Origin of the sequence: Simiduia aestuariiviva, from assembly GCF_014192475.1 — a bacterium.
GTDB lineage: Bacteria > Pseudomonadota > Gammaproteobacteria > Pseudomonadales > Cellvibrionaceae > Simiduia > Simiduia aestuariiviva.
In genome coordinates, this window is sequence record NZ_JACHXZ010000001.1 from 990,370 (window position 1) to 1,014,115 (window position 23,746).

Genomic DNA, 23,746 nt, shown 5'->3' on the forward strand with positions numbered 1-23,746 from the left:
CGGTATTTGCCAAAGCAACATAAAAGTTGCTTTTTAGCCGTTTTATTTCACATGCCATAATTCCCCTTTCCAACTCCGGTAATGCCATGGCTCCCCAGCAATTCCCCCTTACGCCCCTGCTCAGCACACTCTCAGAGGTATTAACCGAGGCCCGTGCCCGTATTCAGCGCGATTACGCGCACATTAATCCCGTGGTGGGTATCAACCGGCAGGTGTGTGCCTGGGTGGTGGAGTATTTTGGGTGACGTGTCGATAAAAGTGCACTTTCTCGACCCGTTGCCGGGGTATGTCGATGTAATCAACATTTCCCGGCCTGAGCAGAGGTTATTGGCCGCCGGTTGTTTTCCGGTGGCAGTTTGGCGGTGTTTTGAACACTCGGTGTTGGTGGCCAAGGTACGATGGCGCGAAACTCAGCCAATGGCGTTGGTGTACTGCCGCGGCAAGGTGCGGTGAGAGCCTTTGCATCCCCCCGCAAGCCTGTATAATCGCGCCTCTGCAATTGAATCAGGCATTTCGGCATGTGGTTAGGTGACTTTTTTAAACAATCCGGTCAAGAGTTTTCCTTTACGCGCGCGCAGGCGAGTCGCTTTGCCAAGCAGGTTGCCGATGACTTTAACCCCATTCACGATACTGATGCCAAGCGCTTTTGCGTGCCCGGCGATTTGCTGTTTGCCTTAACGCTTGCGCAAAATGGTTTGTCGCAAACCATGGATTTTACCTTTGCCGATATGGTGCAAGAGGATGTGGCGCTGCGATTTTGCGAAGATGGCAACAAGGTGGATGTGCGCGACGGCAATGACAAGTTGTACATGTCGGTGGCCCGCGGTGGCACCCAGTCTCACGATGCGCAGCTCATTGAAATGTTAACCCGCGCCTATGTGGCGTTTTCTGGCCACACCTTTCCGCACATTCTGGTGCCCCTGTGGCGTGAGCAGCAGGTGATGATCAATCCAGCGCGCCCGATGGTGATTTATCAATCCATGCATCTGCAGTTTGATCGCCTGGATATCGCGGATCTTCAACTCAAGCCTGCCGGCAACAGCCTGACCGTGGATGGCAAACGGGGCCAAGCGAAGGTGAGCTTTGCGTTTTACGATGGCGAGACCCAAGTAGGACGCGGTGAAAAGTGTTTGGTACTTAGTGGGCTGCGTGAATTCGATGAAGCTGCCGTGGAAGGTGTGGTGGCTTATTATGACGAGCGCAAGGCGCGCTTGGGTTAAACAGCCGGTGGCCGACGCTACCCAAGGGGGTGAGCGGGTTGCTACACTGGCCGCTGATCGACGCGTAAGGAAATGCCGTGCCCTATACCTCAGATTCCCAGCAGTTCGATGAGCTGGTCGCCGATAACCCCGATGCCAAACGCATTTTGGCCGAAGGCGATTCCTGGTTTGCCTACCCGCGTCGCTACATCGCCTTCGGTAAGCCCAGCAATGTTGTTCATCATTTAGCTAAGCACGACCACTTGGCAATCTACGCCACTGCCAGCAATGGCGACGAGGCGGTGACGATGATGAGTGGCGAGCAAAAGCACGCGATGATGAAGCGTATCAGCAATACCCACTTTGACTATTTATTGTTTTCAGGTGGCGGCAACGACATGGTGGGTCGTTACGATTTGGATTATTTAGTGCGGCCGTTTGCGCCGGGTCTTGATCGCATCGGCGCAGTGCACGAGCAGCGGCTGCAAAATAAGTTACTGCAATTGCGCGCGGTTTATGAAGAGCTCATTCACCGGGTGGAGCAGTTTTCACGTAATCCCCACACACGCATCATTACCCACACCTACGATTATCCCATTCCCTCCAAGCGCGGTTATGCGCTGTTTGATGTGTTTCCCATTGGTGAGTCGTGGATCTATCCGGTGTTTCGCTCGCTAGGTTACAGCGATCGGACGCTTATGGCAGACGTTGTGCGCTATTTGCTCGAGCAATTTCGCGCCATGTTGCAGGCATTGGCAGTGGAGTACCCAGGTCGATTTGTGGTGGTAGACACGCAGGGCACGCTGGCAAGCAATCATTGGCGCAATGAAATTCATCCAAATTCTGCTGGCTTTAAGCTTATTGCCCAGAAAATTTTGGCGGTGCTGTAAGCGCGAATACGGCACCCGCAATGGCGCCAGATAGACATTGCGCCAACATACCCAGGGCGCCGCGCGCGCCGGCGACCACAGTGATTTCCATGATGGGTTGCATGCTCAATAAAATGGCCGCCATTGCGGTAAACCCCGCCAACATAAACAGCGCCAGTCGAAGTGACGGCCAGCGGCCTGACAGCCACCCCGCACAGGGCAGCGCAATGGCAAGGCCCACGCCAATGATGGGCCAATAGGCAGGGCTCAGACCCACCAGATCATTCCACGTGGATTGCAACCTGACTGCCAGCGGTATTTCAATGCCCAGTGCTGTCAGTCGATACAAGACTGCTTGCGAATGGCTGACGCTCGCCACTACAAAACCCGCCGTAGCGGCCAGTAGCCAAGGTAACAATCGGTGCTTGATAAACATGTGTTAATCCTTAAATCATGTGGCAGCGGCTGGCGATAGCAAGCGGTTGGTTGCAAAACATGGCATTGCCTATACAGTAACGCAACTACGGGTTAGTTAACGGGACATCAAAATGAAAAGCAAATTATTACAACGGTTGAGCTTGGGTTCCTGGTTGGGGCTGTTTCTAGTGGCGCTAACGACGCAGTTACCGCAGTCTGTGGTTGCCGCCGAGGGCGATGCTAAATCCCTACAACCTTATTCGTTAACTACCGTTGCCGAAGGCCTGTATTTGCCTTGGGCAATGGCCTTTCTGCCCGACGGTCAATTATTGGTGAGTGAGCGCAGCGGCAGTTTGCGGCTCGTCAGCAAGGGTAAGCTTTCGGCGCCGCTAACCGGCGTGCCCGCCACTTTTTTTAAAGGGCAGGGTGGTTTACACGACCTGGCCCTGCATCCCGATTATCCAAACAATGGCTGGGTGTATTTATCGTTGGCGTGGGGCGAGCCATCTGCCAACGCCACGCGCATCGTCCGTGGTCGCATTAAAGGCAATGCGTTTACGGACGTGGAGGTGATTTTTACCGCAACACCCACGAAGCACACGCCGGTGCACTACGGCGCGCGCATTGCGTTCCTGCCAGATAACTCATTGGTAATGGGTGTGGGCGATGGCTACGATTTTAGAGAAGACGCGCAAAAATCCGATAGCTTGCTCGGGAAAATGATACGCGTAAACGACGACGGCAGCATTCCCGCCGACAATCCCTTCGTGGACAAAAAAGGCTATCACCCAGCCATCTATTCATTCGGTCATCGCAATCCACAAGGCATGGCCTATGACCCCGTGCGAAAAATCTTGTTTAGCAACGAGCACGGCCCCAAGGGCGGCGATGAAGTTAACATCCTTAAGCCCGGCAACAACTACGGGTGGCCGGTGATCACCTATGGCGTGGATTATTCCGGCGCGTCCATCACGCCCTACACCGAGTACCCCGGCATGGAACAACCGCTGATCAATTGGACGCCCTCCATCGCGCCTTCGTCACTTGCGGTATACAACGGTGACCTATTCCCGGAGCTGAAAGGTGACCTGTTGGCGAGCGCGTTAAAGTTCAAGGAGGTGCGCTGGGTACAAATGGATGGCAACACACCCACACACCAAGTGTCGCTGTTCAAAGAGTTGGGCGAGCGTTTGCGCGCGGTCTACGCAGGCCCCGAAGGGGCATTGTATTTGTTGACCGACAGTCGGGAAGGCAAGGTGATTAAAGTCATGCCTAGCAAATAGTTTCAGACTGATAGTTGGGCATAATTGCGCAGATGGGAAGTAGTCATAAAAGGACGTGCGATGAATACAGAATCTAAAAATGCCACCTTGATCTTTGCGGGAATCTGCAGCGCTGTAGCCGCATTGCTGCATTTGGGTTGTATTGTTTTTGGCGGCGATTGGTATCGTTTCTTAGGGGCCGGAGAGCGCATGGCACAAATGGCGGAGGCGGGCAATCGCTACCCGACGTTAGTTACCCTGGCTATCGTTGTGGTGTTGACGTTGTGGTCGTTGTACGCCTTGTCTGGCGCTGGCGTTATTCGTCGGCTTCCGCTATTGCGATTGGGGTTAAGTATTATTGCGGTAATTTATTTGGTGCGCGGCGTTGCTTTTGCAGCGCTCATGCCATTCTTTCCTGATAACAGCGTGACGTTTTGGGTCGTCAGCTCTGCCATCTGTTTCGTGTTTGGGCTGTCCTACGCGCTTGGGACTTGGCAGTCTTGGGCGCGCTTGAGTCGTCCCTTGGCATAGGCTCGAAATCCGTCGATATTTACCCGGGGCACCATTCGTGTTTTAAAGGCACCATTGGTGTTTTAAAGACATCGCGTGTAACGCTTTAACTGCTTTTGGCCAGGCGTTGGTTGAGCGTATTGAGTAACGGGGACAGTTTACTTAATAACTACAAAGCGCTTTAATCTGCGATGTAGGTAAAACTTTTTCAAGGAGCAATACAATGGCAAGGATGCCAAGGCTTGTAGTTCCGTATTTCCCTCATCACGTAACTCAGCGCGGCAATCGCCGTATGCAGACGTTTTTCTCCGATGCCGATTACCAGCACTATCTCAATCTGATTTGTAAATATAAAGATGAAGCGGGTGTACAGATCTGGGCTTATTGTTTGATGCCAAACCATGTGCATCTGGTGGCTATTCCGGCGCGTGAAGATAGTCTTGCAGCGCTGTTCCGCCAGGTGCACAGGCGATATACACGAACTATCAATTTGCGCGAGGGTTGGAAAGGGCATCTGTGGCAGGAGCGCTTTCATTCTTTTGTCATGGACGAGCAACATTTGGTAGCAGCTGTACGCTATGTGGAATTGAACCCCGTTAACGCTGGGTTAGTGCGTCAGGCCGCGCAATGGCCTTGGTCTAGTGTGCGGGCTCATTTGTTGGGTGAGGATGATAAGGTGACAGCGGTGCAACCAATGCTAGAGCGCATTAACAACTGGCAGGGCTATTTAACTGGCGACGATGATAGCGACCTGATTGACGTAATCAGACAACACAGCCGTTCTGGTCGGCCAGCGGGTACTGATCAGTTTATGAGTCAACTTGAGAAAATGACGGGGCTAGCGCTTAGGCCTAAGAAGCGCGGTCGAAAGCCGTTGCTCTAGGTGTGTTGTTGCGAAGATGTGAAATGCCTGAGTGGGCTGGAAATAGGTAAACTGTCCCCGATTTATAGCAACCGTTCGGTGATTTCTTCAAAGCGGTGAAAGACGGCATCGGCCAAGTGTTCGAATTCGCTGTTGCTGTCATTGCGCCACAGCCATGCGTGCATACCCGCATGGCGCGCGGCTTCTAAATCAAATTTAAAATCGCCGAGGTAGGCCAGCGCACGCGGGGCTATTTGCCAGTAACTTGCGACGGCCAATAATCCTTCGGGGTGGGGTTTTACCTGTTGGCAATCTTCGCGGGTGATGATGTGCTCGATGGGAATGCCGAGCTTTTTAACCATGTGATCGGTGGCGCTGCGCATGTTGCGCGTGACGATGGCCATGGGCACTTGCGCGCTGCGCAGTTGATGCAAGGCGTGTTCTGCACCCTCAATCCAGGTGGCGGCGTGGGCCCCAGCCAGCTCGTGCCGCTCGATAACGGCCTCAGCTTGTTGGCGCGCTGCTGGATCGGTGAGGCTCGCAAGATGTTCTAGCAACCCCTCCCCATTCTGTAACCCCAATTCCCGTCGCATGGCGGCGAAGTCGAGCCGGGAGTCCACAAGGGTGCCATCTAAATCAAAAATAATTCCGCGCAGTGTCGTCACTCGGGCGTTGCTCGCTGATAGAGGGAAAGGGTTGCGTCAGTAGTGCAATTGTTCGCGACACTGGATGTGATCGGTTTCATCCACAATCACTTGTAACCGCTTACCCCATTCGCCGTGGGTGACGTAACCACATTCGGTGCTGAGGCGTTTGCCCTGTCGTTCCAGTTCAATGCGGTAGACGCCGTCGGCTTGATTGGCGTCGTAAAAAATACGCTGCTCTTCATTTGGGCCTATGGCATCAAAGCGAAGGCTATTGGAGGGAAGCGTGACCTGTACGCTGCTCAAGGGCCATGGGCTGTTGTTGTACACGGTCACTGACGGCGTAACGCCGCACAGCAGCAAAAAAGCCATGGCGCTCGCACACAGCGCAAGCGCAGTGCCAAGGGCAAGGTACATCAGCCAGCGTTTGACTTTTTGTTCCATAATTTTCCGATATTACCGTGTATGTTGCGGTGCAAAACCGCGTTTACTCGCATCAATCTAGCCATTGATAAGCGACGTAGGCCGCCGCCAAGTACAGTGGCCTGAGCCAAGGCAGTGGAAACCGTCGCGGCGCTCGCTGCATAAAATCCGGCAGCTGATGTTCGGCCTTTAACATTAATTTCACTGCTTGGTGGCCAGACCAACTGCCCATGGCAATGCCGTTGCCATGAAAGGCCAGTGCGCAGTAAAGGCCGTTTGCCAATTTGGCGACATGTGGCGTTTGACTGCGGCTTAGGGCAACGCGTCCTCTCCAGAAATAGTCTATGCCAAGGCCGTGGGCGGCGGGGAACAGTTGCAGGAAGTCCGCCGTGTGTTGCGCCCGTCTCGCCGCAAAACTCGTCGCAGACTCTGAAATTCCGGCGCGGCCACCGAACAATAGCCGTCCATCGGGCAACAGGCGGAAGTAATATAGCAGCCGACGCGTGTCGTAGGCCGGTGTGAGATGGGCCCAATGCATGGCACGCAAGGTGTCTGCAGGCAGCGGTTGGGTCACTAAAATATTGGATTGGGCTGGCAGCAGTCGGCCGCGCAATTTTCGGGTGAGCGTGTCTTGGGTGTAGGCATTGGTGGCGATAAGCACCCGCCGTGCGCGCAATTGAAAGTCCTCGCCCTGAACGCGCCAGCCAGCAGGGCTGGCGCGCAGTCCCGTGACGCGCGCGGGCGCATGGATGTGAGCGCCGCGCGCTAGTGCTGTGTCAATCAGGCCATAAAGGTATTTGAGGGGGTGCAGGCCAAAGCCTGTTGGCGTCCAAAGTGCCGGCTGGCTGTAGGGGTTGATATTGCCGGCACTGTCCAGATTTGCTGTGGGGCGCAGCTGCGCCTGCAAACCGTAGAAGTGCGCGAGTTCCCGTTGGTAATTCAGCAGGTCGGCACGGCGTTCATGCTTGTGGGCCAGTACCCATTCGCCCTGTCCGCAGCGATCGGCATCAATGCCGTGGTTTTCACACAGGGCAGCCACGTGATCGATGGCGGCAAGTTGGCCAAGCGCGTAGCGTTTGGCGTCGTCTTCGCCAAATCTATTTGCGATGGCGGTAATGCCTAAATGATCCCCGCCAATGCAGCAAAAGCCGCCGTTGCGACCACTGGCGCCCCAGCCCGGCGCGTGGGCATCGAGTACCAGCACTTGCATACCCGCCTCGGCAGCAGTGAGGGCCGCGTTCATGCCCGTGAAGCCGGCCCCGATTACGATCAAGTCGTAACTGGAATCGAGCGAAACGGGCGGCAACTGCGGCGCCGTGGCGGTGTCGGCCCAGTAGCACTCAGGTGCCGCCGGGCCGATGGGATCAGGCGCTTTCGGCGGCGCCATGGTTAACCTCAACTTGCGCGGCTGGCAGGGTGTCTTCCGCGCGGCGACCAAAGTAGTGCACGATCAGCCACAAAAGCACGGCGCCCACCAACATGCACAGCCACCAAGGTAGGCCAAAGCCGGCGGGTAGGGTGCCGATAAGCATACCCACTCCACCCACAACGAGGCAGTAGAGCATTTGGCTGCGTACGTGGTCGATCAAATCACAGCCCGAGGCCATGGCCGACAGCAGTGTGGATTCAGCCAACGGCGAGCAGTGGTCGCCCCAAATGGCGCCCGCTAAGACGCCGGATACGGAGGAGTAAAATATGTGCAAGTGCTCGGTGCCGGTCATGTCGTTGTGCACCAGCACTGCCCAGGCCAAGGGCACCACCATCGGCATCATGATGCCCATGACACCCCAGCTCGAGCCGGTGGCAAACGCCATGAACGCGGCCAACAGGAAGATCACCAGCGGCATCAGGTTGGGATTTAAGGTGTCGCCCAGTGCTGAAATCAAGAAGTCCGAGGTGTGCAGTTCGGTGTTCACCGCTGACAGGGCCCACGCCAAGGTCAGCACAAAAATCACCAGCATCACGGCTTTGGCGCCGGCAAACCAGGCATCGGTGATTTCGTGCACGGTCAGCAATCGCTGGCCCAACGTCATCACAAAGGCCACGATACAGCCAGCCACCGAGCCGTACATCATGGAGGCAAAGGAGTTGGCGTTGCCAATGATCTCGCGCAGCGAATCGTCGGCGCGGTCTGGACTCGCGAGCCCGGTCATGTAAATGGATACCATGGTGACGCCAATGAGCACGCACATGGGGATCACGGCATTAAAGGCGCGATGGGGCACGCCGGGTTTGGCTTCGAGGTCTTTTTCTTCGGGGGCTGGGCCACTGTCGTGATCCATGGCGGGGCTGAGTACGCGACCGGTGTGAAACGCGCGCTGCTCGGCGCGCAACATGGGGCCAAAATCCTTGCCTGAGCTGGCAATTAGCAACACAAACACGATGGCCAGCACGGGGTAGAAACTGTACATGAGGGAATTCAAAAACACCGAATAGGCGGATTCGTCAAAGTTGCCGATGGTGGATAGGCCGTCGTTAATGACGCCGACCTGAAAGCCGATCCAGGTGGTGACGAATAAAATGGCCGATACGGGCGCCGCGGTGCAATCGACGATGTACGCCAGCTTTTCGCGAGAGATGCGCATGGTGTCGGAAATCTTCTTCATGGTGTTGCCCACAATCAAGCTGTTGGCGTAATCGTCGAAGAAAATCGCCAGCCCTAAAAAGCTGGTGGACAGCTGTGTTTGTGAGCGGTTCTTAACCACGCGAGTAATGCGTTCCGCGATACCCATGGTGCCGCCATTGCGGGAGATGATGCCCACCATGCCGCCAATCAAGAAGCAAAAAACCACCACCTCCATGTGCTCGCGCTCGGTGAGCGCGTTGATGACATACACTTGGCAGGCGTCCAAAATGGCGTGGCCGAGGCCCGTTGCGGTCATCCCGTAGACCATCCAAATGCCGGTGATTAAACTCACAAACAGCGCCACCATCACGTTGCGCAGCAGCAGGGCCATGGTCACCGCCATAAGGGCGGGGATTAGCGAGAACCAGCCCGGCAGCGCGGTAATTTCGGCGTCGGCCAGCGTGTGGCCGTTACTGCTCAGCGTGAGCTGTGCGGGGCTTTGATCGCTAACCAAATCGGTGAAGGTCAGCGTGCCCTCTTCTAAGGTGCCCTGATGGGCCTTGCCGTTAACGGTGACAAACAGTGTGCGCTGTTGCAGCGCGTCGGCGTTGGCTATGGTGACACTGAAAGGCACTTCTTTAAGCACAATAGCGGGCAGTGTCCAGGGAGTGTCAGTTTGATCTGCCTCAGAGGCAAGACAGCTCGCGCTCAGCAACAGGGCGGCAATGGTAAGTAATAACGTCCGAAACGGGCGGTATTTGCTATGGTTATATGGCATGGGGCACCCAGAAAATGGTCTTGTGGGAAAAAGCGAAAGACGGAATGTAACCAACGCCACGCTCGAACGCCAGTGTTCTATTGCTTGACCCCGATAGGGTATTGAACAATTATTCGGATTGGCGCAATTTGATTAAATACTGTGCATACTTTTGAACCCTCTGGGGTTTAGTTGTGTGCAAACCATAACAACAACGACGCAGGCTCAAATGGATCACGCTATCGCCAGTCCACCACTGCCCACTTTGCTTAAGCAGGGTTTCGCACTACTTAACGCGGGCCAGCCCCAGCAGGCTGCACGCCTGTGTCAGCAAATCATGTCGATGAATCCACGGCTACCTCAGGCTCATTTTTTAGTGGGGTTGGTGGCCCTTGAGATGCGCGACCGCGCCACTGCCGTACAGGCCTTCGGTTCCGTGACCACCTTGCAACCCAGCCACGCTGCTGCCTGGGCGCACCTCGCCAAATTGTTTATGGAAGAGGGGCAGGTCAATCGCGCCGATGCGGCGTTGAAGCAAGCGGAAGCCCATAAAAGTAGCGACCCTTTAGTGCAAGACCTGTTGGGCGCCGTCTATTCGCGCATGGGCGATCACGGCTTGGCGCGGCAACAGTTTGAGCAGGCGGTGGCCGGCGCGCCCGACAATATTCAGTACCGTTTGAATCTCGCCAGCAACCGCGTGTATCACGGGGAGTTGACCCAAGCGACTGCCGACTACCAGCAGGTGCTCGCCAAAGTGCCCGGCCATGCGCAGGCGCACTGGGCGTTGGCGTCGGCGCACAAAGCGCAGGACGACACCCACATTGCGCAGATGCGTGAGCTGCTGGCGCAACCGCAATTGCCAGAGCGCGCACAGGCGTTTTTGCACTATGCCATCGGTAAAGAAAGTGAAGATTTGGAGGATTGGTCCTCGGCCATCGAGGCGTTTATGGCGGGTGCCAAAGCGCGTCGCAATACGGTGGCCTTCGATGAAGCTGCCGAAATTGCCATGGTTGAATTTTTAACGGAACACTGCACCGCCGAGTGGTTGGCTGACGGGCCGGGCAGTGAGCACCGCGCACCCATTTTTGTGTTGGGGCAGCCGCGCACCGGCACCACCTTGATTGAACGCATCATCTCCAGTCACACCGATGTGACATCGGCAGGTGAATTGCAGCAGTTTGGTTTATCGTTGCGGCGCCTCAGCCGCCATCAAGACCCGAAGCGGTTTTCTGCAGCACTATTTAACGCCGCCCTGCCATTGGATTACCGGCAGGTGGGCAATATGTACATGGAAGCAACTCGGCGTATGCAGGGCGATACTTCGCGCTTTGTGGATAAGCTGCCCGTCAACTATCTGTTGATTCCATTTATTTTAAAAGCGCTGCCCAAGGCTAAAATTGTGCACCTCACGCGCAACCCCATGGACGCCTGCTTCGCCAGTTTCAAACAGCTCTTCGCCGACGCCTATTTGCATTCCTACGATCAAGCAGAAATGGCGCGTCACCACGCCCGCTATCGGCGCTTGATGGCACATTATCACCGCGAATTTCCGGGGCGCATTTTTGATATCAGCTACGAAGCCACGGCACAAGATCTTGAGCCCAATGCGCGCGCGTTGCTGGACTATTTAGAGCTGCCCTGGCAAGCGCAATGTTTACAATTTCATCAGCAGTCAAGCACCGTGGCCACCGCCAGTGCCGCGCAGGTACGCGAACCCGTACACACCCGCTCCATTGGCCGCTGGAAAAAATACCAACAACAACTGCAGCCCATGCTGCAGACGCTCAGCAGTGAAAATATCGAGGTTTAACACGCATTAGTCTAGCTAAAACAAGGGGATCACAATGACAAGAGAGGCACCCATGCAAACCAACCATCCGACGTCACTCAGACGCAAGCGACTCGCTGCCAGTATCACGGCTGCGCTCTTTGCCACCGGCCTATCTGCCACTACACAGGCACAAGATTGGCTTGAAGAGATTACCGTAACGGCCACAAAGCGTGCCGAAAATGTGCAGGATGTGCCGCTGGCGATTTCTGCATTTACCGGTGACTTTACCAAGGACAATAATCTGGATGATGTGAAAGATTTAATTAACATCACGCCGGGTGTAACGGGTAACTCGAAAGATTCCTTTTTAGATGCGGTGAGTGTACGCGGTATTCGCACCCAAGATTTTGGTGTGGGTGGCGATCCCTCGGCGGCGTTCTTTAAAAACGATTTCTATGAAGGTCGCAACGGTGCTGCGGTAACCAGTCTGTACGACATGGAGCGCTCGGAAGTGTTGCGGGGGCCCCAAGGCTTCTTGTTTGGCCGCTCCTCTATTGGCGGCGCCATCAGCGTGCACACCGCCAAGGCCGACATCAACGGCGGCAATTCAGGTTACATCGATGTGGACATTGGTCAGCGCGGTCACGGCGTGGTGGAAGGCGCCGTCAACATGGCCATGTCTGATAACTTTGCCATGCGCGTAGCCGGTTATCACTCGCAAGAAGATGGTTATGTGGAAAATTTCTCGGGCCAAGAAGATCAAATTGGTCACGATAAATCCGCCATTCGCTGGTCGACGGCCTATCAAAGTGGCGAGCTCGGCATCGACACCACGGTGGAATACGAAACTCGCGAACAATCGGGTTCTGTGTATCGCGCCGTGACCACAGGTGATACCTGGGAGCGTTTACAAGCATCAAATGGCCCCATCACCGTGCGCGGCAACAAGCGCGATGCCGATATTGATTTGGCCGCAGGCGAAGCCGACAACGCCGATATTCTATCGTTTGGCTTGAAGCTGACTTACGACCTCGGTTTTGCAGAGCTGAGTTCCAATACCGGTTACAAAGATCACGACTACTACTACTCCGAAGATTACGACGGCACGCCCGCCAATCTGAGTAACTACACCCAAGATCAAACCGGCGATTATTTTCAGCAAGAATTTCGCCTGACCTCCACGGGTAGCGACGCCTTGTCGTGGTATGCGGGTGTGTCTTACTACCGTGAAAGTATCGACACCCGGTTCAACTTCCGCGCCTCCGAAGATGAAATGTGTAAGTACTATTACTACGAGTACTACGATGCCACCATCGGCGGTTGCAGCGATTACTACACCGACTTTGAAGCCAGTGCAGACGGCAATTTGGACGAATCCAGTCGCGCCAAAGGGGATTACGAAGGTTGGGCCGCGTACGTGGATTTAACCTATGAGTTCAGCGACCAATTGGATGCCAGCATCGGTGTTCGCTATTCAGACGACCAGAAAACCTTTACCCAAAATGTGCCTGAACCAGATAGCTACTTGGGTGCCTACTGGGCCTACGGTTTCTACACCGACGGCGATATTAAAGGCTCGAAGAGTTGGCAAGACACCACCTTGCGTGCACTGGTGCGCTGGCGCCCCATGGATAGCGGAATGTTTTTTGCGAGCTACACCCAAGGCTACAAGCCCGGTGGCTTCGGTACTTTTAACATGGACTTTGATGACGACTTTGAATGGGGCAGCCAAATCGATCCCAACGTTCAAAGTTTGAACACCTTTGAACCTGAAACTGTCGATTCATGGGAGCTGGGTTATAAGGACACGATTCTGGATGGTAAAGCCAATGTCACCATGACGGCCTTCTGGTACGACTACCAAGACCTGCAAGTGGTGATCGCCGACGGCGGTGCGTCGAGTGTGCAAAACGCGGGCGTAGTGGATGGCAAAGGCCTTGAAGGAACCATCACCGCGGCGTTAAACGACAACTGGGATTTGTATTTGGCAGCGGGTTATTTGGATACCGAAGCCACCAAGCTGTCTGATATTTGTGGCTTGGACGACCCGCTCGGTTGTGAGGGCAGCTCACTGTTTTGGTCGCCAGAGTTTGCCGGCAGTGCCGTGCTTAACGCGCACTATCCCATTACCGGTGGCCAGCTGGTGGGCAACTTGTCGGTTACCTGGGAGTCCGAGCGCGGTGGCGGTTGGGAAAACGTCGCGGAGTCCAAAATCGATGCCTATCAAGAGTGGACACTGCGTGCCGGTTATCGCTCCGATGAAAATTGGTCGATCATTGGTTACATAGAAAACCTCACCAACCAAACCACCTATGACGGTATGAACAACAACGGCGGCATCGTGCCCGCGCATTTCTTTGGCCCGAGTCGCCCGCGCACAGTGGGAGTTAGCTTCGGTTTCGAATGGGAATAATGCCTGTTTGCTAAGTCAGCCTTAAGCCCGCCTTGTGCGGGCTTTTTTTTGCCTGGTGCTTTGTCGTGTAGCCGGCTGGCACTACGTAGAACTGGCAACTGGCGCTAAAGGGCTCCCGCTTATCAGCGTAAGGTAAAGGACAGAATCGCACCCCCTCTCAATAACAATCGCTAACTGTAAGAGGATTTCCCATGCGCTCGATCGTCCGCCCGCTCATGTATTGCCTCGTCTCTGCAAGCCTGACGTCAGCTGCGTTTGCAGAAACGCTTTTCAATGAAGACTTTCAGGATGCCAACGCCAATGGTTGGGCATTCAGTGGCTACGGGACTGCTTATGTCACCGTTTATGCCGGGAATTATTCATTGCGGCTAACGCGCCAGCGCACGGCGGACCAATCTATGAGCTCAGCGGGCTACGACAATGTGCAAGTGGCCATGCAATTTGCCGCTTCAAGTTTGGAGTATGGTGAAACTTGTGTGGGCGAGGTGTCCACCGACGGCCAAACCTGGCAGCGCGTCATCACGGTGTATGACGGTCAGGACAACGGCGTCACTTTGTACAGCGGCTATTTAGCCCCGATAGGCGGTGACAACAATGACAATGTGCAATTGCGCTTGCGCGCCAGTGGCAACAGCACTGGCGATTATTGCTGGGCAGATAATATTCTGGTGACCGGGGATGTCATGAGTGCGGCACCAGATATCCAGATATCGGGCGCGCTGGATTTTGGCGATGTGGCGGTGGGCGCCAGTGCGCAGCAAAGCGTTACCGTGAGTAATCTCGGCAATGCCGATCTTCACATTGGCGCAGTGTCGGCGCCCGCTAATCCGTTTTCTGTGAGCACGGACACTTGTGCCTATGCCACCTTGGCACCGCAGGGCCAGTGTCAGGTGACGCTGGCCTTTGCGCCTACCACCACTGGCAGTGTGAGTGATTTGTTCACCATCAACTCCGACGATCCAGACATGCCGGCAGCGGACGTGCAACTGCTGGGCAACGGCATCGCGGCACAGGCGGTATATGACCCCTTAACGGGCAATGGCAATGTAAATCGCACCGCGTTGAGTTACGCCTCGCTCAATGGTGGCAGCGTGAGTTTAATGGATTACAGCGCCTATGCACTGCCCGCCAATGGCGCGAACCCCCAGCACAATTTTGAAGGTAATTTGACGCTTTTTGGCGAAGCCACCAACGGCAGTTTTGTGGAGCGCGGCACGAGTTTGGCTTATGCCTACACCGACCCGGGGCACCTGCCGGAATTCAGTTTTGACTTCGTGCAACACGGGACGCATTTGATACCGGTGCAGCGCGGCTTAATCGCAACGAGTCACCCCAGCTGGAGTTACATTTTAGAGCCAGGACGGGTGTGGCAAGAAGACGGTGATAATGGCTACAGCCGTGTTTCACTGCCGTTCTCGCTGCAGGAAAATGGCGCCAACTGCACGCACAACGGAGTGATGAGTTTTGCATTTAAAGATGACGGCAGTATCACCAAAGTGGCCTACCAAATTGCGGCGGAAACCTGTGCGTATTTTAAATACGATATGTGGGGCTTGTTGTCTGCCAGCTACGCACCCGCAGCGGTGAGTGGTGCCGTTCAGTTGCAGGCTCAATACGAAACAGAGGTGGCTAATCGCATGATGGTGAAACCTATCAGTGAGCTGGCCGTGGACTATCCCGCGGCTGGAATCAACACGGCTACCCTAGGGTCTGAACAGAGTGCTGATCATCGCACGGTATTTGGAGTGGCCATTGCAGGTGTGCACTACGCCGGCGGTTGCGATACGCGCCAGGGCACCTATCCCCATTGCGATGTCTTGGATATACCGTCTTACTCTACGGCCAAATCCACTGTAGGCGCCATCGGCCTGATGCGTTTGGAGCAAAAGTACGCGGGCGTGCAAAAAGATTTACCTTTATCCAATTGGGTCGGCGAATGCTCTGGCAGTCAGTGGACTGGTGTGACCTTCGAACACGCACTGGATATGGCTACCGGAAATTACGACTCATCTGGCTTTGAGGTGGATGAGGCATCAACAACTACGAGCAATGACTTTTTTCTGAAATACACACATGCGGAAAAAGTGGCTCACAGTTGCGCTTATCCCCGTAAATCTGCGCCCGGCAGTCTGTGGGTGTACCACACCTCCGACACCTATCTGCTCGGTCGTGCAATGAATATGTTTTATCAGTCACAAGCGGGGGCAGGGCAAGATTTTTACGCCGACCTGTTAGTGCCGGAAATCTGGCAACCGTTGGGCCTAAGCCCAGTTACCTACACCAGCTTGCGTACTTTTGACAGCCAATCTCAAGTATTGGCGGGCTATGGTTTGACCTATCACCGCGACGATGTCATTAAGTTAGCGGAATTTTTAGCGCAGGCGGATGGAAAAATTAATGGCCAATCGCTTTTGGATACCGCCATGTTAGATGAATCAATGCAGCGCACCGGCGACCACGGGTTGAGCGCGGGTAGCGTGTATGATCGCTATCAAAACGGTTTTTGGGCGTGGAACGCCAAAGACGCAATGAATTGTAGCAGCGATGTCTGGGTGCCTTATATGTCCGGTTATGGTGGGCTGTCGGTGGTTATGCTGCCCAATGACATTACCTATTACATGTTTAGTGATAACAACGAATACAGTTTTGTGGATTCCGCAAAAGAGCTAAATAAAATCCAATCCCTGTGTCAGTAGATGGCTCATGCTTGCGCCCGCACACCTGTGCGGGCTTTTTTGTCTCGGCCCATTGATGCTGGACGATTCGCCCTTGTACTTGGGTGGCGAGGCTGGTACAAAAGTACCATCCAATGTTTCGGGTAATACCATGCTTGAGAACCTGATCAAGCTGAGTGAAGACTCAGAGTTGAACCTGCAAGCCCAGTTGCGCCAGCAAATTGTCACGCTGGTGGCGGAGGGGTTGATTCCAAACAGTCAGCGCCTGCCTTCATCGCGTCGCTTGGCAGACAGTTTAGGTATCTCGCGCAATACGGCGGTGCTCGCCTACCAACAGCTCATTGACGAAGGTTATTTAGTGAGTCGCGAGCGCTCTGGTATTTACGTGAGTCAAGCGGTGCAGTGCGGTGGCCCGCGGTTAGCTGATGGCGACGCCAAACCCGCAGTCAATCGCCTGTGGCGTCAACGCTTGGCAAAGCACGTGCAGGTTGATTCGGGCTTTCCGGTACCGCCCCAGTGGCAGGATTATCCCTATCCCTTTTTGGAGGGCGAATTTGATCAGTCGTTATTTCCCGTTGCTGAATGGCGCGAAGCGAGCCGCCTGAGTTTAGGGGTACGTGAAATTAACGATTGGTCGCGCGCCCGCGGCGACGCTGACGACCCACAATTGATCGAGCAAATTCGGACCAAAATCTTGCCGCGCCGTGGAATATCTGCGCGGCCGGATGAAATACTAATAACCAATGGTGCTCAGCAGGGACTGTTTTTACTGGCCAATTTGTTGTTTGACGTGGATACGTGCGTGGCTATGGAAGAACCTGGCTATCCCGATTTTCGCGAGTTGGTGACGCGCGCTGGCAGTGAACTAGAGTTTCTACCCGTCGATACACACGGTATAGATATCTCGAAAAACAGCGGTCGCAGCCAATTTATCTATGTGACGCCAAGCCATCAGGTGCCCACCACGGTGACACTAAGTTCCGAGCGACGCACAGCGATGCTTGGGCAGGCTGCGCAGTTCGATCAAATTATTATTGAAGATGACTTTGATAGCGAAACAAATTTTTTAGGCAATCCTCACCCCTCGCTTAAAAGTCAGGACCGTGAAGGCCGGGTGATCTACATCGGTAGTTTGTCGAAAGTAATTTCCGCGGGTTTACGCCTGGGCTTTATGATTGCGCCGGCAGAGCTGATCGAAGCGCTGCGCCACGAGCGGCGTTATCTTTCGCGTTTCCCTGCGGCCAATAATCAACGCACTGCGGCATTTTTTTTATCGCTCGGCCATTTCGATGCCACAATGCGGCGACTGCACCAAACCTTTAAAGATCGATGGATCGCCTTGCGCAACGCCTTGAATCACTATTTGCCGCGCGCCGTTTACACCATGGAGTCGGAGGGGGGGACTTGTTGTTGGGTGCAGGGGCCCGCTGGCTTACAGGTTGAGGAGTTGTGTCGGCAGGCGGAGATGCGCGGCATCCTCATTGAGCCCGTCGCACATTTTTACGGTGCAACCGAGAATCATTCAGGCTGTTTTCGGTTGGGGGTGAGTTCGTTGCCGGTGGAGAAAATTAGACCCGGCATTGCTAAATTAGCGGCACTGATTCGTGAGCTTTCGGGTGAACCCTGCGATGCATTGGATGAATCCAATCCACAATGGTTCACCAACGCGGAGCTTACCCGCGCACTGGCAGGCGCTCGGCTGCTAACCAAAACCGTGTACGGGCAACCGCTAACTATCGATTTGCTAGCTGACGGTCGCATGGTGGGGCACGCGGGATTTGCCAATGAAGAGCAGGACGAGGGCCGATGGTGGGTGGCCGACGATCGATTTTATCGCCAGTGGCAAACCTGGTCATACGGTGAGGCCATGAGTTTTTATACCGTGGTGGAACAAGATCAAGTGCGGTGGTATGACCACGACCACCGATTTATCGACAGCGCCATCATGCGGCATCAACAGGCCAAAGATACGAGCGCAGTACAACTGGAACCATAAGCGGTAAATAACTGGCACTAGGGCGCAGATTCACATGCCCTTACTCTGAACACAGTTAGGGCAATAGGTGCTATTGCTCACATGGGTATGAATCAGGGAATTTGCCAATGAGTCGTTTTGCCGTTGCCGGTTTGCAGCTTGCATTAAACAACCAAAATAATCTTGATGAGCTAGTGCATGAAGTGATGCTGGCTAAAAAGCGGTTTCCGTGGTTGCACATGGTGGTCATCGGCGAGTTGGCGCTGTTTGGTCCCTCTACTGAGCAGGCAGTTACTGCAGATCACCCAGTGTTTGAGCAATTGGCCGAGTGCGCGCGCGAAAACAATGTTTGGTTGGTGCCGGGCAGCCTGTTTGTGGCCGATGGGCGACAGGTATACAACACCACTCCGGTGTTCGATCCCCAGGGGCAACAGGTGGCCAGCTATCGAAAAATTTTTCCCTTTGCCCCCTATGAAAAAGGTGTCACGCCCGGCGCTGAGTGCTGCGTCTTCGATGTGCCCGGTGTAGGTCGATTTGGGGTCAGCATTTGCTACGACATGTGGTTTCCGGAGGTGTCGCGCACCTTGGCGTGGATGGGCGCGGAGGTCATTTTGCATCCCACTATGACCAACACCATAGATCGCGAAGTGGAGATCTCCTTGGCGCGCGCCAATGCGTTATCCAATCAGGTGTACTTTGTGGATATCAATGTGGCGGGACGCTTAGGCAATGGGCGTTCTGTGGTCTGTGGGCCGGGCGGAGAAGTTGTACATCAGGCCGGCGAAGTGCGCGAAGTCATTGCCGTTGAGTTGGATTTGGCACATGTGCGACGTTGCCGCGAGCGCGGATGGCACGGTTTGGGCCAGGTGCTGAAAAGCTGGCGCGATTGTGATGTGCAATTTCCCGCCTACCAGCAGGGCGCTCATGCATCGCCAGCCTTGCAGCAATTGGGCGAGCTGATATTGCCAGAACAGGACAGCTAACTGGACTCATTTTAGCCGCGTAACTGGCTCTACGTTGGGCGGCCTGAATACGAGACAGTAGTGTTGGATAGAATAATATAATGTTGAGGGGTCACCAGTTGTGAATACAAAAACTACATTTCAATTAACGGCATTGGCTTTTGCGTGTGCGTGTGCAGCGCAGCCGACAGTTGTAAGCGCTGCTGAAAACGCGGTCGAGCTGGAAGAGGTGTTGGTCACCGCCACGCGGCGTTCGCAACGCGTACAAGATATTCCATTTAATATTTCGGCCGTTTCCGGCAGCGATTTAGAAGATCAGCAAATCATCGACGCCGTTGATGTGTTGCGCTCTGTGTCGGGCGTGTCGGTTATTGATCGCGGCTATCGCAACTCAGGCATGACCAATGGCATTGTTATTCGTGGGATGAACGTCGACAGTGGCGCGAATGGTGATGTGCCATTGGCCGCCGTGCCGACCGTTGCTACCTACGTGGACGATACGGCACTGTATGCCAACTTTATTTTGAAAGATATTGAACGTGTAGAGGTGCTGCGCGGGCCACAGGGCACGCTCTACGGCTCTGGCTCATTGGCCGGCACTGTGCGTTACATCATGAATAAGCCGAGTACTACCGAGTTTGCCGGTGAGGTCAGCGCAAACTATGGGCAGACAGAAGGTTCCGATGGCAACAATTTAAGCATTGATGGCCTGGTGAATATCCCGCTTACCGATACGCTGGCTGTGCGAATGAACGCCGGTAAAATCAGCAATGATGGTATCGTTGACTACGTCAATGTGTATGCCGTGGATGCAACTGGGGATCCCGTTGTGAGTGGCGATCGATTGACGTCAACTCCGGTGTATACCCAACGTAAAGATGCCGACACAGTTGATATTGAATATTACCGTGCGTCAGTTCTATTCGCGCCCAGCGATACGTTCAATGCTCAACTATCCATTCAACATCAAGAGGATGAAATTGGCGGCCGTCGCCAAGCCACGCGCGGCGCCGATTTAGTAAACGGTGGCAACTATGGTGACTATGAAAACGGCGCCATCATGGAGGAGCCATCTAGCCGTGAAGTGGAACTAGCCGCGCTTGAGGTCGAGGTTGATCTCGGCTTTGCAACGCTCACGTCAAGTAGCTCACAAACTAGCCATGAAGGCGTAGGCATTAGCGATAACAGCGGCGTGTATGCGCAGAACGGTTGGTTCCAGTACTACGGTTCATCGCCGCGCCCGTTTGCGCAAGCTGAGCGTTTCTACGACGATGCAGCATTCGCCCAAGAACTACGCCTAGTTTCAAACGGCGACAGTGTGTTGGATTGGACCGCGGGCCTGTACTACACCAAGCAGGACGGCAAGCTGGGGCAAAATAGCTACTTAAAAGGCTACGATGAATATCTGTTTGATCTTTGGGGTGGCTACCAAATTTTGACTGAGCAAGATTTCAAATTCCGCCGCAATCAAAATTACGAAGAGACTGCGGTATTTGGCGAGCTCACCTACCATGTGTCGGACGCTTTACACGTGACATTGGGTGGCCGCTACTTCACCAATGATCTCGACGTAGATGCTGAAGTTTCTGTCCCCATTTGGGGCGGGGCGCCGGGCGAGGCGAGCCAGAGTAATTCTGATGATGACGTGTTGCTCAAAGCCAACGTTGCCTACGATGTTGACGATAACACCTTGCTCTACGCCACAATCTCGGAAGGTTACCGCCACGGTGGTGCTAACGCGGTGCCCACTTCAGGTAATTATGCAGAAAATCCAGACTACTTTACGTTTACCTCTGATCGCGTGGTGAACTACGAGTTGGGCTACAAGGGCTCAGTAGATACGATGTCCTATTCGGCGTCTGTGTACTACACCGATTGGACGGACCCGCAATTGAATACGGCCACCAATAACTGGGGTTTCTTTGCGGTTATTAACGGGCAATCTGCACGCACCCAAGGTTTAGAGTTGGAGCTTTCCGGCAGTCTTTCTGAATCGCTGAGCTACTCCGCAGGCTATACCTATGCTGATGCGAAGTTGACGGATGATGTGTATAAACCTGCCGGTAATTTCTATGGCAATGGTGTTAACTATGAAAAATTGGTTGCCGAAGATGGTGACACCTTGCCAGGCACCTCCAAGCATGTGTTCAACGTCAGCCTTGCGCACAACACCTACCTGAATAACGGTATGCAGTTGACCAGTGTGTTAAGTGGCTATTTTCAATCGGATTCTCTAAATTCATTGGGCCGTACAGTTGAGAGTGATCCGCTGTATTCCGTGGCAGCCGCTGACATTGATGGATTCCAATTGTGGAACTTCACCTCGACTTTGCGTGCAGACGCCTGGACAGTATCGGCCTACGTGAAAAATATTGGCAATGAAGCGGGGACTACGGGCAAGGTTACGGCGGCACATATGGGCTCTGAAACCAGCCCCTCAAATAATTTCTACGGCAATGCCTCAAACGATTACCTCAGTTTGCCACGCACACTGGGTGCCTCTGTGATGTATAAGTTTTAACCTTCCTCAGGTGTTTAAACCGGGCCTAGCCCGGTTTTTTTGTTTGTTTTGAAATGTAAATACATCGGCTGATGGCAATTATTTCGGGTGGTGTTAGTTTGGCGGACGAGTGGGATGGCATGTCTTGGCAATTTCTGCAATTATCTGATGCAAATGATTTAATCGTGTATAAAAGAGCGCTTGCGTGTGATTGATATTGACAACCAACAGCAGTCGATGGCCAGCGAGGTCATGGCACATTTCGATGCCGGAAATTTGGCTGACGCGCTTGCGGTAGCTCGACAGTTGACCGGTAAGTATCCGAATTTCGCGTTGGGCTGGTACATGATGAGTCGCCTGTACTCAAGATTAAACAAGTTTGCAGAGGCAGATGCGGCGATAGATAGCGCGCTGAATTTAAAGCCAACCAATAAACATGCCCTTCAAAAAGCACTTTGCCATTTCGCCACAGGCAAGCGCCTTGCAGCACTAGAGCTTGCGGAGTCATTGCTCACAGAGCGATTCACTGCGGCCAGCTTGCATTTCGATTTTGGCAATTTGTTGAATGAGTTGAACCGCGTAGAGGACGCGCTGGTGCAATTTAATATCGCCATTGAGATGGACCCAGCCCCCAGCGCTTTTTATTTCAATAAAGCCTGTATGCAGCGGTACCTGGGCGATATCGATGGCGCCTATGAAAACTTCAGCGAAGCCATTCGACGCAGTCCCAATGATTATGAAGCTTATTATTCCCGTTCCGGGTTGCGGCCTGCGCGCTCTGGGCAGAATACCATTGCTGAGCTTACTCAGGTTGTTCAAGCTGCAGAAGCAAGCGGTCGACAGGTTGTCGATATACATTTTTTGTACTTTGCGCTGGCAAAGGAATACGAAGACTTGGGGCGCATTGAGGACGCCTCAGCTGCGCTCCAGAAAGCAAATGGCCGCAGGCGATCTTTAATGCAGTATCGAGTGCAAACCGACGTCGAGATAATTCATCAGATTGAGCAGGTGTTTCAGCCCGCTGTATTTGCGGAGCCTAAGCAAGGTTATCGCGAGGCTGAGCCCATTTTTATTTTGGGGCTGCCGCGCACGGGCACGACTCTCGTGGAGCGGATCTTGGCCAGCCATTCGGCAGTTGAGTCGGCAGGGGAGATCAATGACTTTTCAATTGCACTCATCGAAGCGGTTAAAACATCGGGCTTGCCGGTAAACAATCGCCAAGACTTTATAGCTGCCAGCGCTCATCTCGATTTTGAATCTCTGGGGCGCCGTTACATGGAAAAGACAACACAATACTGTCCAGGATCGGTGCATATCATCGATAAACTGCCCTTTAATTATTTGTATGTGGGTTTAATCAAGTTGGCGCTGCCCAATGCCAAAATTATCAATTTGCGCCGCCATCCGCTTGATACTTGCCTTGCCATCTATAAACAGTATTTTAAAGATGCCTACCCATTTTCCTATGACCTCGCTGACTTGGGCACCTATTATTTGGCCTATGACGCATTGATGCGGCATTGGGAAAAGGTGGTGCCCAATGGGTTTCTGCGCGTCGACTACGAAGCGGTAGTCGCCGACCCCGAGCAACAGGCGCGCCAGATTGTTGCGTATTGCGGTTTGCAGTGGGAGGCCGGTTGTTTGGATTTTCACACCAATAGCAGTGCCAGTAAAACTGCCAGCGCAACCCAAGTGAGGCGGCCGGTGTATGCAGATTCAGTGGCTAAATGGCGACGCTATGAAACGCTATTGGCGCCTCTACGGGCGCAGTTTGAGCGTGCAGGTTTGGCGTTGTAAATGAGCGTAAGCCTGCGATAAGTTCAAGCGACTGCGGCTTCGGAATCTGGCCTCATGGCGGGGCGGTATCTGGAACTATGGATAAAAATCCTGTCTCGATAGAGTGGAACTTGGTGCATTTTGTTGTGTGCAACCTCAACTCAC

18 protein-coding genes are annotated in these 23,746 nt (G+C 54.0%); 13 read left to right on the plus strand and 5 right to left on the minus strand.

All coding sequences use genetic code 11. From position 1 onward, the window contains the following. The first annotated feature begins 86 nt into the window (after window positions 1-86). The 3 genes from FHS30_RS04450 to FHS30_RS04460 all read left to right on the plus strand — a co-directional run bounded on the left by FHS30_RS04450 (window position 87) and on the right by FHS30_RS04460 (window position 2,089). Complete coding sequence (locus FHS30_RS04450; protein WP_183908709.1) at window positions 87-245, plus strand: hypothetical protein; 159 nt, start codon at window positions 87-89, stop codon at window positions 243-245. A gap of 273 nt (window positions 246-518) precedes the next feature. After that, window positions 519-1,220, plus strand: a complete 702-nt coding sequence (locus FHS30_RS04455) for a DUF3581 family protein (protein ID WP_183908712.1) — start codon at window positions 519-521, stop codon at window positions 1,218-1,220. A 77-nt stretch (window positions 1,221-1,297) separates the two neighbouring features. Beyond that, window positions 1,298-2,089 carry an SGNH/GDSL hydrolase family protein gene (locus tag FHS30_RS04460; RefSeq protein WP_183908714.1) on the plus strand — a complete coding sequence of 264 codons (792 nt, stop codon included), beginning with the start codon at window positions 1,298-1,300 and terminating at the stop codon, window positions 2,087-2,089. Here the strand turns inward: FHS30_RS04460 and FHS30_RS04465 are convergent. Further along, window positions 2,058-2,504, minus strand: a complete 447-nt coding sequence (locus tag FHS30_RS04465) for a hypothetical protein (RefSeq protein WP_183908716.1) — start codon at window positions 2,502-2,504, stop codon at window positions 2,058-2,060. The two genes, FHS30_RS04460 and FHS30_RS04465, sit on opposite strands and share 32 nt — an antisense overlap. A gap of 112 nt (window positions 2,505-2,616) precedes the next feature. Here FHS30_RS04465 and FHS30_RS04470 point away from each other — a divergent pair, with 112 nt between their 5' ends. From FHS30_RS04470 to FHS30_RS04480, 3 genes are all read left to right on the plus strand, one after another. Next, the gene (locus FHS30_RS04470; protein ID WP_221197132.1) at window positions 2,617-3,768 is read left to right on the plus strand and encodes a PQQ-dependent sugar dehydrogenase; all 1,152 of its coding nucleotides are present in this window, start codon (window positions 2,617-2,619) and stop codon (window positions 3,766-3,768) included. 60 nt (window positions 3,769-3,828) lie between these two features. Further along, complete coding sequence (locus FHS30_RS04475; RefSeq protein WP_183908718.1) at window positions 3,829-4,278, plus strand: hypothetical protein; 450 nt, start codon at window positions 3,829-3,831, stop codon at window positions 4,276-4,278. Window positions 4,279-4,480: 202 nt separating this feature from the next. After that, on the plus strand, window positions 4,481-5,140 hold the full coding sequence (locus tag FHS30_RS04480; RefSeq protein ID WP_183908719.1) for a transposase: 660 nt from the start codon (window positions 4,481-4,483) through the stop codon (window positions 5,138-5,140). A 62-nt stretch (window positions 5,141-5,202) separates the two neighbouring features. Here FHS30_RS04480 and FHS30_RS04485 read toward each other — a convergent pair whose 3' ends face one another. The 4 genes from FHS30_RS04485 to FHS30_RS04500 are packed head-to-tail and all read right to left on the minus strand — an operon-like array spanning window position 5,203 to window position 9,530. Further along, complete coding sequence (locus FHS30_RS04485) at window positions 5,203-5,784, minus strand: HAD-IA family hydrolase (RefSeq protein ID WP_183908721.1); 582 nt, start codon at window positions 5,782-5,784, stop codon at window positions 5,203-5,205. Window positions 5,785-5,820: 36 nt separating this feature from the next. Then, window positions 5,821-6,207, minus strand: a complete 387-nt coding sequence (locus tag FHS30_RS04490; protein ID WP_183908723.1) for a hypothetical protein — start codon at window positions 6,205-6,207, stop codon at window positions 5,821-5,823. A gap of 52 nt (window positions 6,208-6,259) precedes the next feature. Then, entirely contained in the window at window positions 6,260-7,573 is a 1,314-nt protein-coding gene (locus FHS30_RS04495; protein WP_183908725.1) for an NAD(P)/FAD-dependent oxidoreductase, read from the minus strand. After that, window positions 7,551-9,530, minus strand: coding sequence for a Na+/H+ antiporter NhaC family protein (locus tag FHS30_RS04500; RefSeq protein ID WP_183908726.1), 1,980 nt, complete (start codon window positions 9,528-9,530; stop codon window positions 7,551-7,553). The genes FHS30_RS04495 and FHS30_RS04500 overlap by 23 nt, the downstream gene beginning before the upstream one ends. Before the next feature lie 208 nt (window positions 9,531-9,738). Here FHS30_RS04500 and FHS30_RS04505 point away from each other — a divergent pair, with 208 nt between their 5' ends. The 7 genes from FHS30_RS04505 (at window position 9,739) to FHS30_RS04535 (ending at window position 23,602) form a co-directional block, all read left to right on the plus strand. Then, window positions 9,739-11,319 (plus strand): tetratricopeptide repeat-containing sulfotransferase family protein, encoded by a 1,581-nt coding sequence (locus FHS30_RS04505; RefSeq protein ID WP_183908728.1) that lies wholly within the window; start codon window positions 9,739-9,741, stop codon window positions 11,317-11,319. A 34-nt stretch (window positions 11,320-11,353) separates the two neighbouring features. Continuing rightward, window positions 11,354-13,693 (plus strand): TonB-dependent receptor, encoded by a 2,340-nt coding sequence (locus tag FHS30_RS04510; RefSeq protein WP_246341124.1) that lies wholly within the window; start codon window positions 11,354-11,356, stop codon window positions 13,691-13,693. A gap of 191 nt (window positions 13,694-13,884) precedes the next feature. Continuing rightward, the gene (locus FHS30_RS04515; protein WP_183908730.1) at window positions 13,885-16,389 is read left to right on the plus strand and encodes a choice-of-anchor D domain-containing protein; all 2,505 of its coding nucleotides are present in this window, start codon (window positions 13,885-13,887) and stop codon (window positions 16,387-16,389) included. A 7-nt stretch (window positions 16,390-16,396) separates the two neighbouring features. Next, window positions 16,397-18,364 (plus strand): MocR-like pyridoxine biosynthesis transcription factor PdxR, encoded by a 1,968-nt coding sequence (pdxR, locus tag FHS30_RS04520; RefSeq protein WP_246341125.1) that lies wholly within the window; start codon window positions 16,397-16,399, stop codon window positions 18,362-18,364. Window positions 18,365-18,471: 107 nt separating this feature from the next. Then, a complete protein-coding gene (locus tag FHS30_RS04525) occupies window positions 18,472-19,326 on the plus strand; it encodes a carbon-nitrogen hydrolase family protein (protein ID WP_183908732.1) in 855 nt (284 codons plus the stop codon). Window positions 19,327-19,426: 100 nt separating this feature from the next. Beyond that, window positions 19,427-21,826 carry a TonB-dependent receptor domain-containing protein gene (locus tag FHS30_RS04530; RefSeq protein WP_183908734.1) on the plus strand — a complete coding sequence of 800 codons (2,400 nt, stop codon included), beginning with the start codon at window positions 19,427-19,429 and terminating at the stop codon, window positions 21,824-21,826. 186 nt (window positions 21,827-22,012) lie between these two features. Further along, window positions 22,013-23,602 carry a sulfotransferase gene (locus FHS30_RS04535; protein ID WP_183908736.1) on the plus strand — a complete coding sequence of 530 codons (1,590 nt, stop codon included), beginning with the start codon at window positions 22,013-22,015 and terminating at the stop codon, window positions 23,600-23,602. Window positions 23,603-23,746: the final 144 nt, after the last annotated feature.

Excerpts from the sequence above, each read along its gene's own strand:
- FHS30_RS04465 (WP_183908716.1), bottom strand. The coding sequence starts at position 2,504 with ATGTTTATCAAGCACCGATTGTTACCTTGGCTACTGGCCGCTACGGCG.
- FHS30_RS04510 (WP_246341124.1), top strand. The coding sequence starts at position 11,354 with ATGACAAGAGAGGCACCCATGCAAACCAACCATCCGACGTCACTCAGA.
- FHS30_RS04475 (WP_183908718.1), top strand. The coding sequence starts at position 3,829 with ATGAATACAGAATCTAAAAATGCCACCTTGATCTTTGCGGGAATCTGC.
- FHS30_RS04490 (WP_183908723.1), bottom strand. The coding sequence starts at position 6,207 with ATGGAACAAAAAGTCAAACGCTGGCTGATGTACCTTGCCCTTGGCACT.
- FHS30_RS04470 (WP_221197132.1), top strand. The coding sequence starts at position 2,617 with ATGAAAAGCAAATTATTACAACGGTTGAGCTTGGGTTCCTGGTTGGGG.
- FHS30_RS04515 (WP_183908730.1), top strand. The coding sequence starts at position 13,885 with ATGCGCTCGATCGTCCGCCCGCTCATGTATTGCCTCGTCTCTGCAAGC.
- FHS30_RS04450 (WP_183908709.1), top strand. The coding sequence starts at position 87 with ATGGCTCCCCAGCAATTCCCCCTTACGCCCCTGCTCAGCACACTCTCA.
- FHS30_RS04480 (WP_183908719.1), top strand. The coding sequence starts at position 4,481 with ATGGCAAGGATGCCAAGGCTTGTAGTTCCGTATTTCCCTCATCACGTA.
- FHS30_RS04495 (WP_183908725.1), bottom strand. The coding sequence starts at position 7,573 with ATGGCGCCGCCGAAAGCGCCTGATCCCATCGGCCCGGCGGCACCTGAG.
- FHS30_RS04455 (WP_183908712.1), top strand. The coding sequence starts at position 519 with ATGTGGTTAGGTGACTTTTTTAAACAATCCGGTCAAGAGTTTTCCTTT.
- pdxR (WP_246341125.1), top strand. The coding sequence starts at position 16,397 with ATGCTTGCGCCCGCACACCTGTGCGGGCTTTTTTGTCTCGGCCCATTG.
- FHS30_RS04500 (WP_183908726.1), bottom strand. The coding sequence starts at position 9,530 with ATGCCATATAACCATAGCAAATACCGCCCGTTTCGGACGTTATTACTT.
- FHS30_RS04525 (WP_183908732.1), top strand. The coding sequence starts at position 18,472 with ATGAGTCGTTTTGCCGTTGCCGGTTTGCAGCTTGCATTAAACAACCAA.
- FHS30_RS04505 (WP_183908728.1), top strand. The coding sequence starts at position 9,739 with ATGGATCACGCTATCGCCAGTCCACCACTGCCCACTTTGCTTAAGCAG.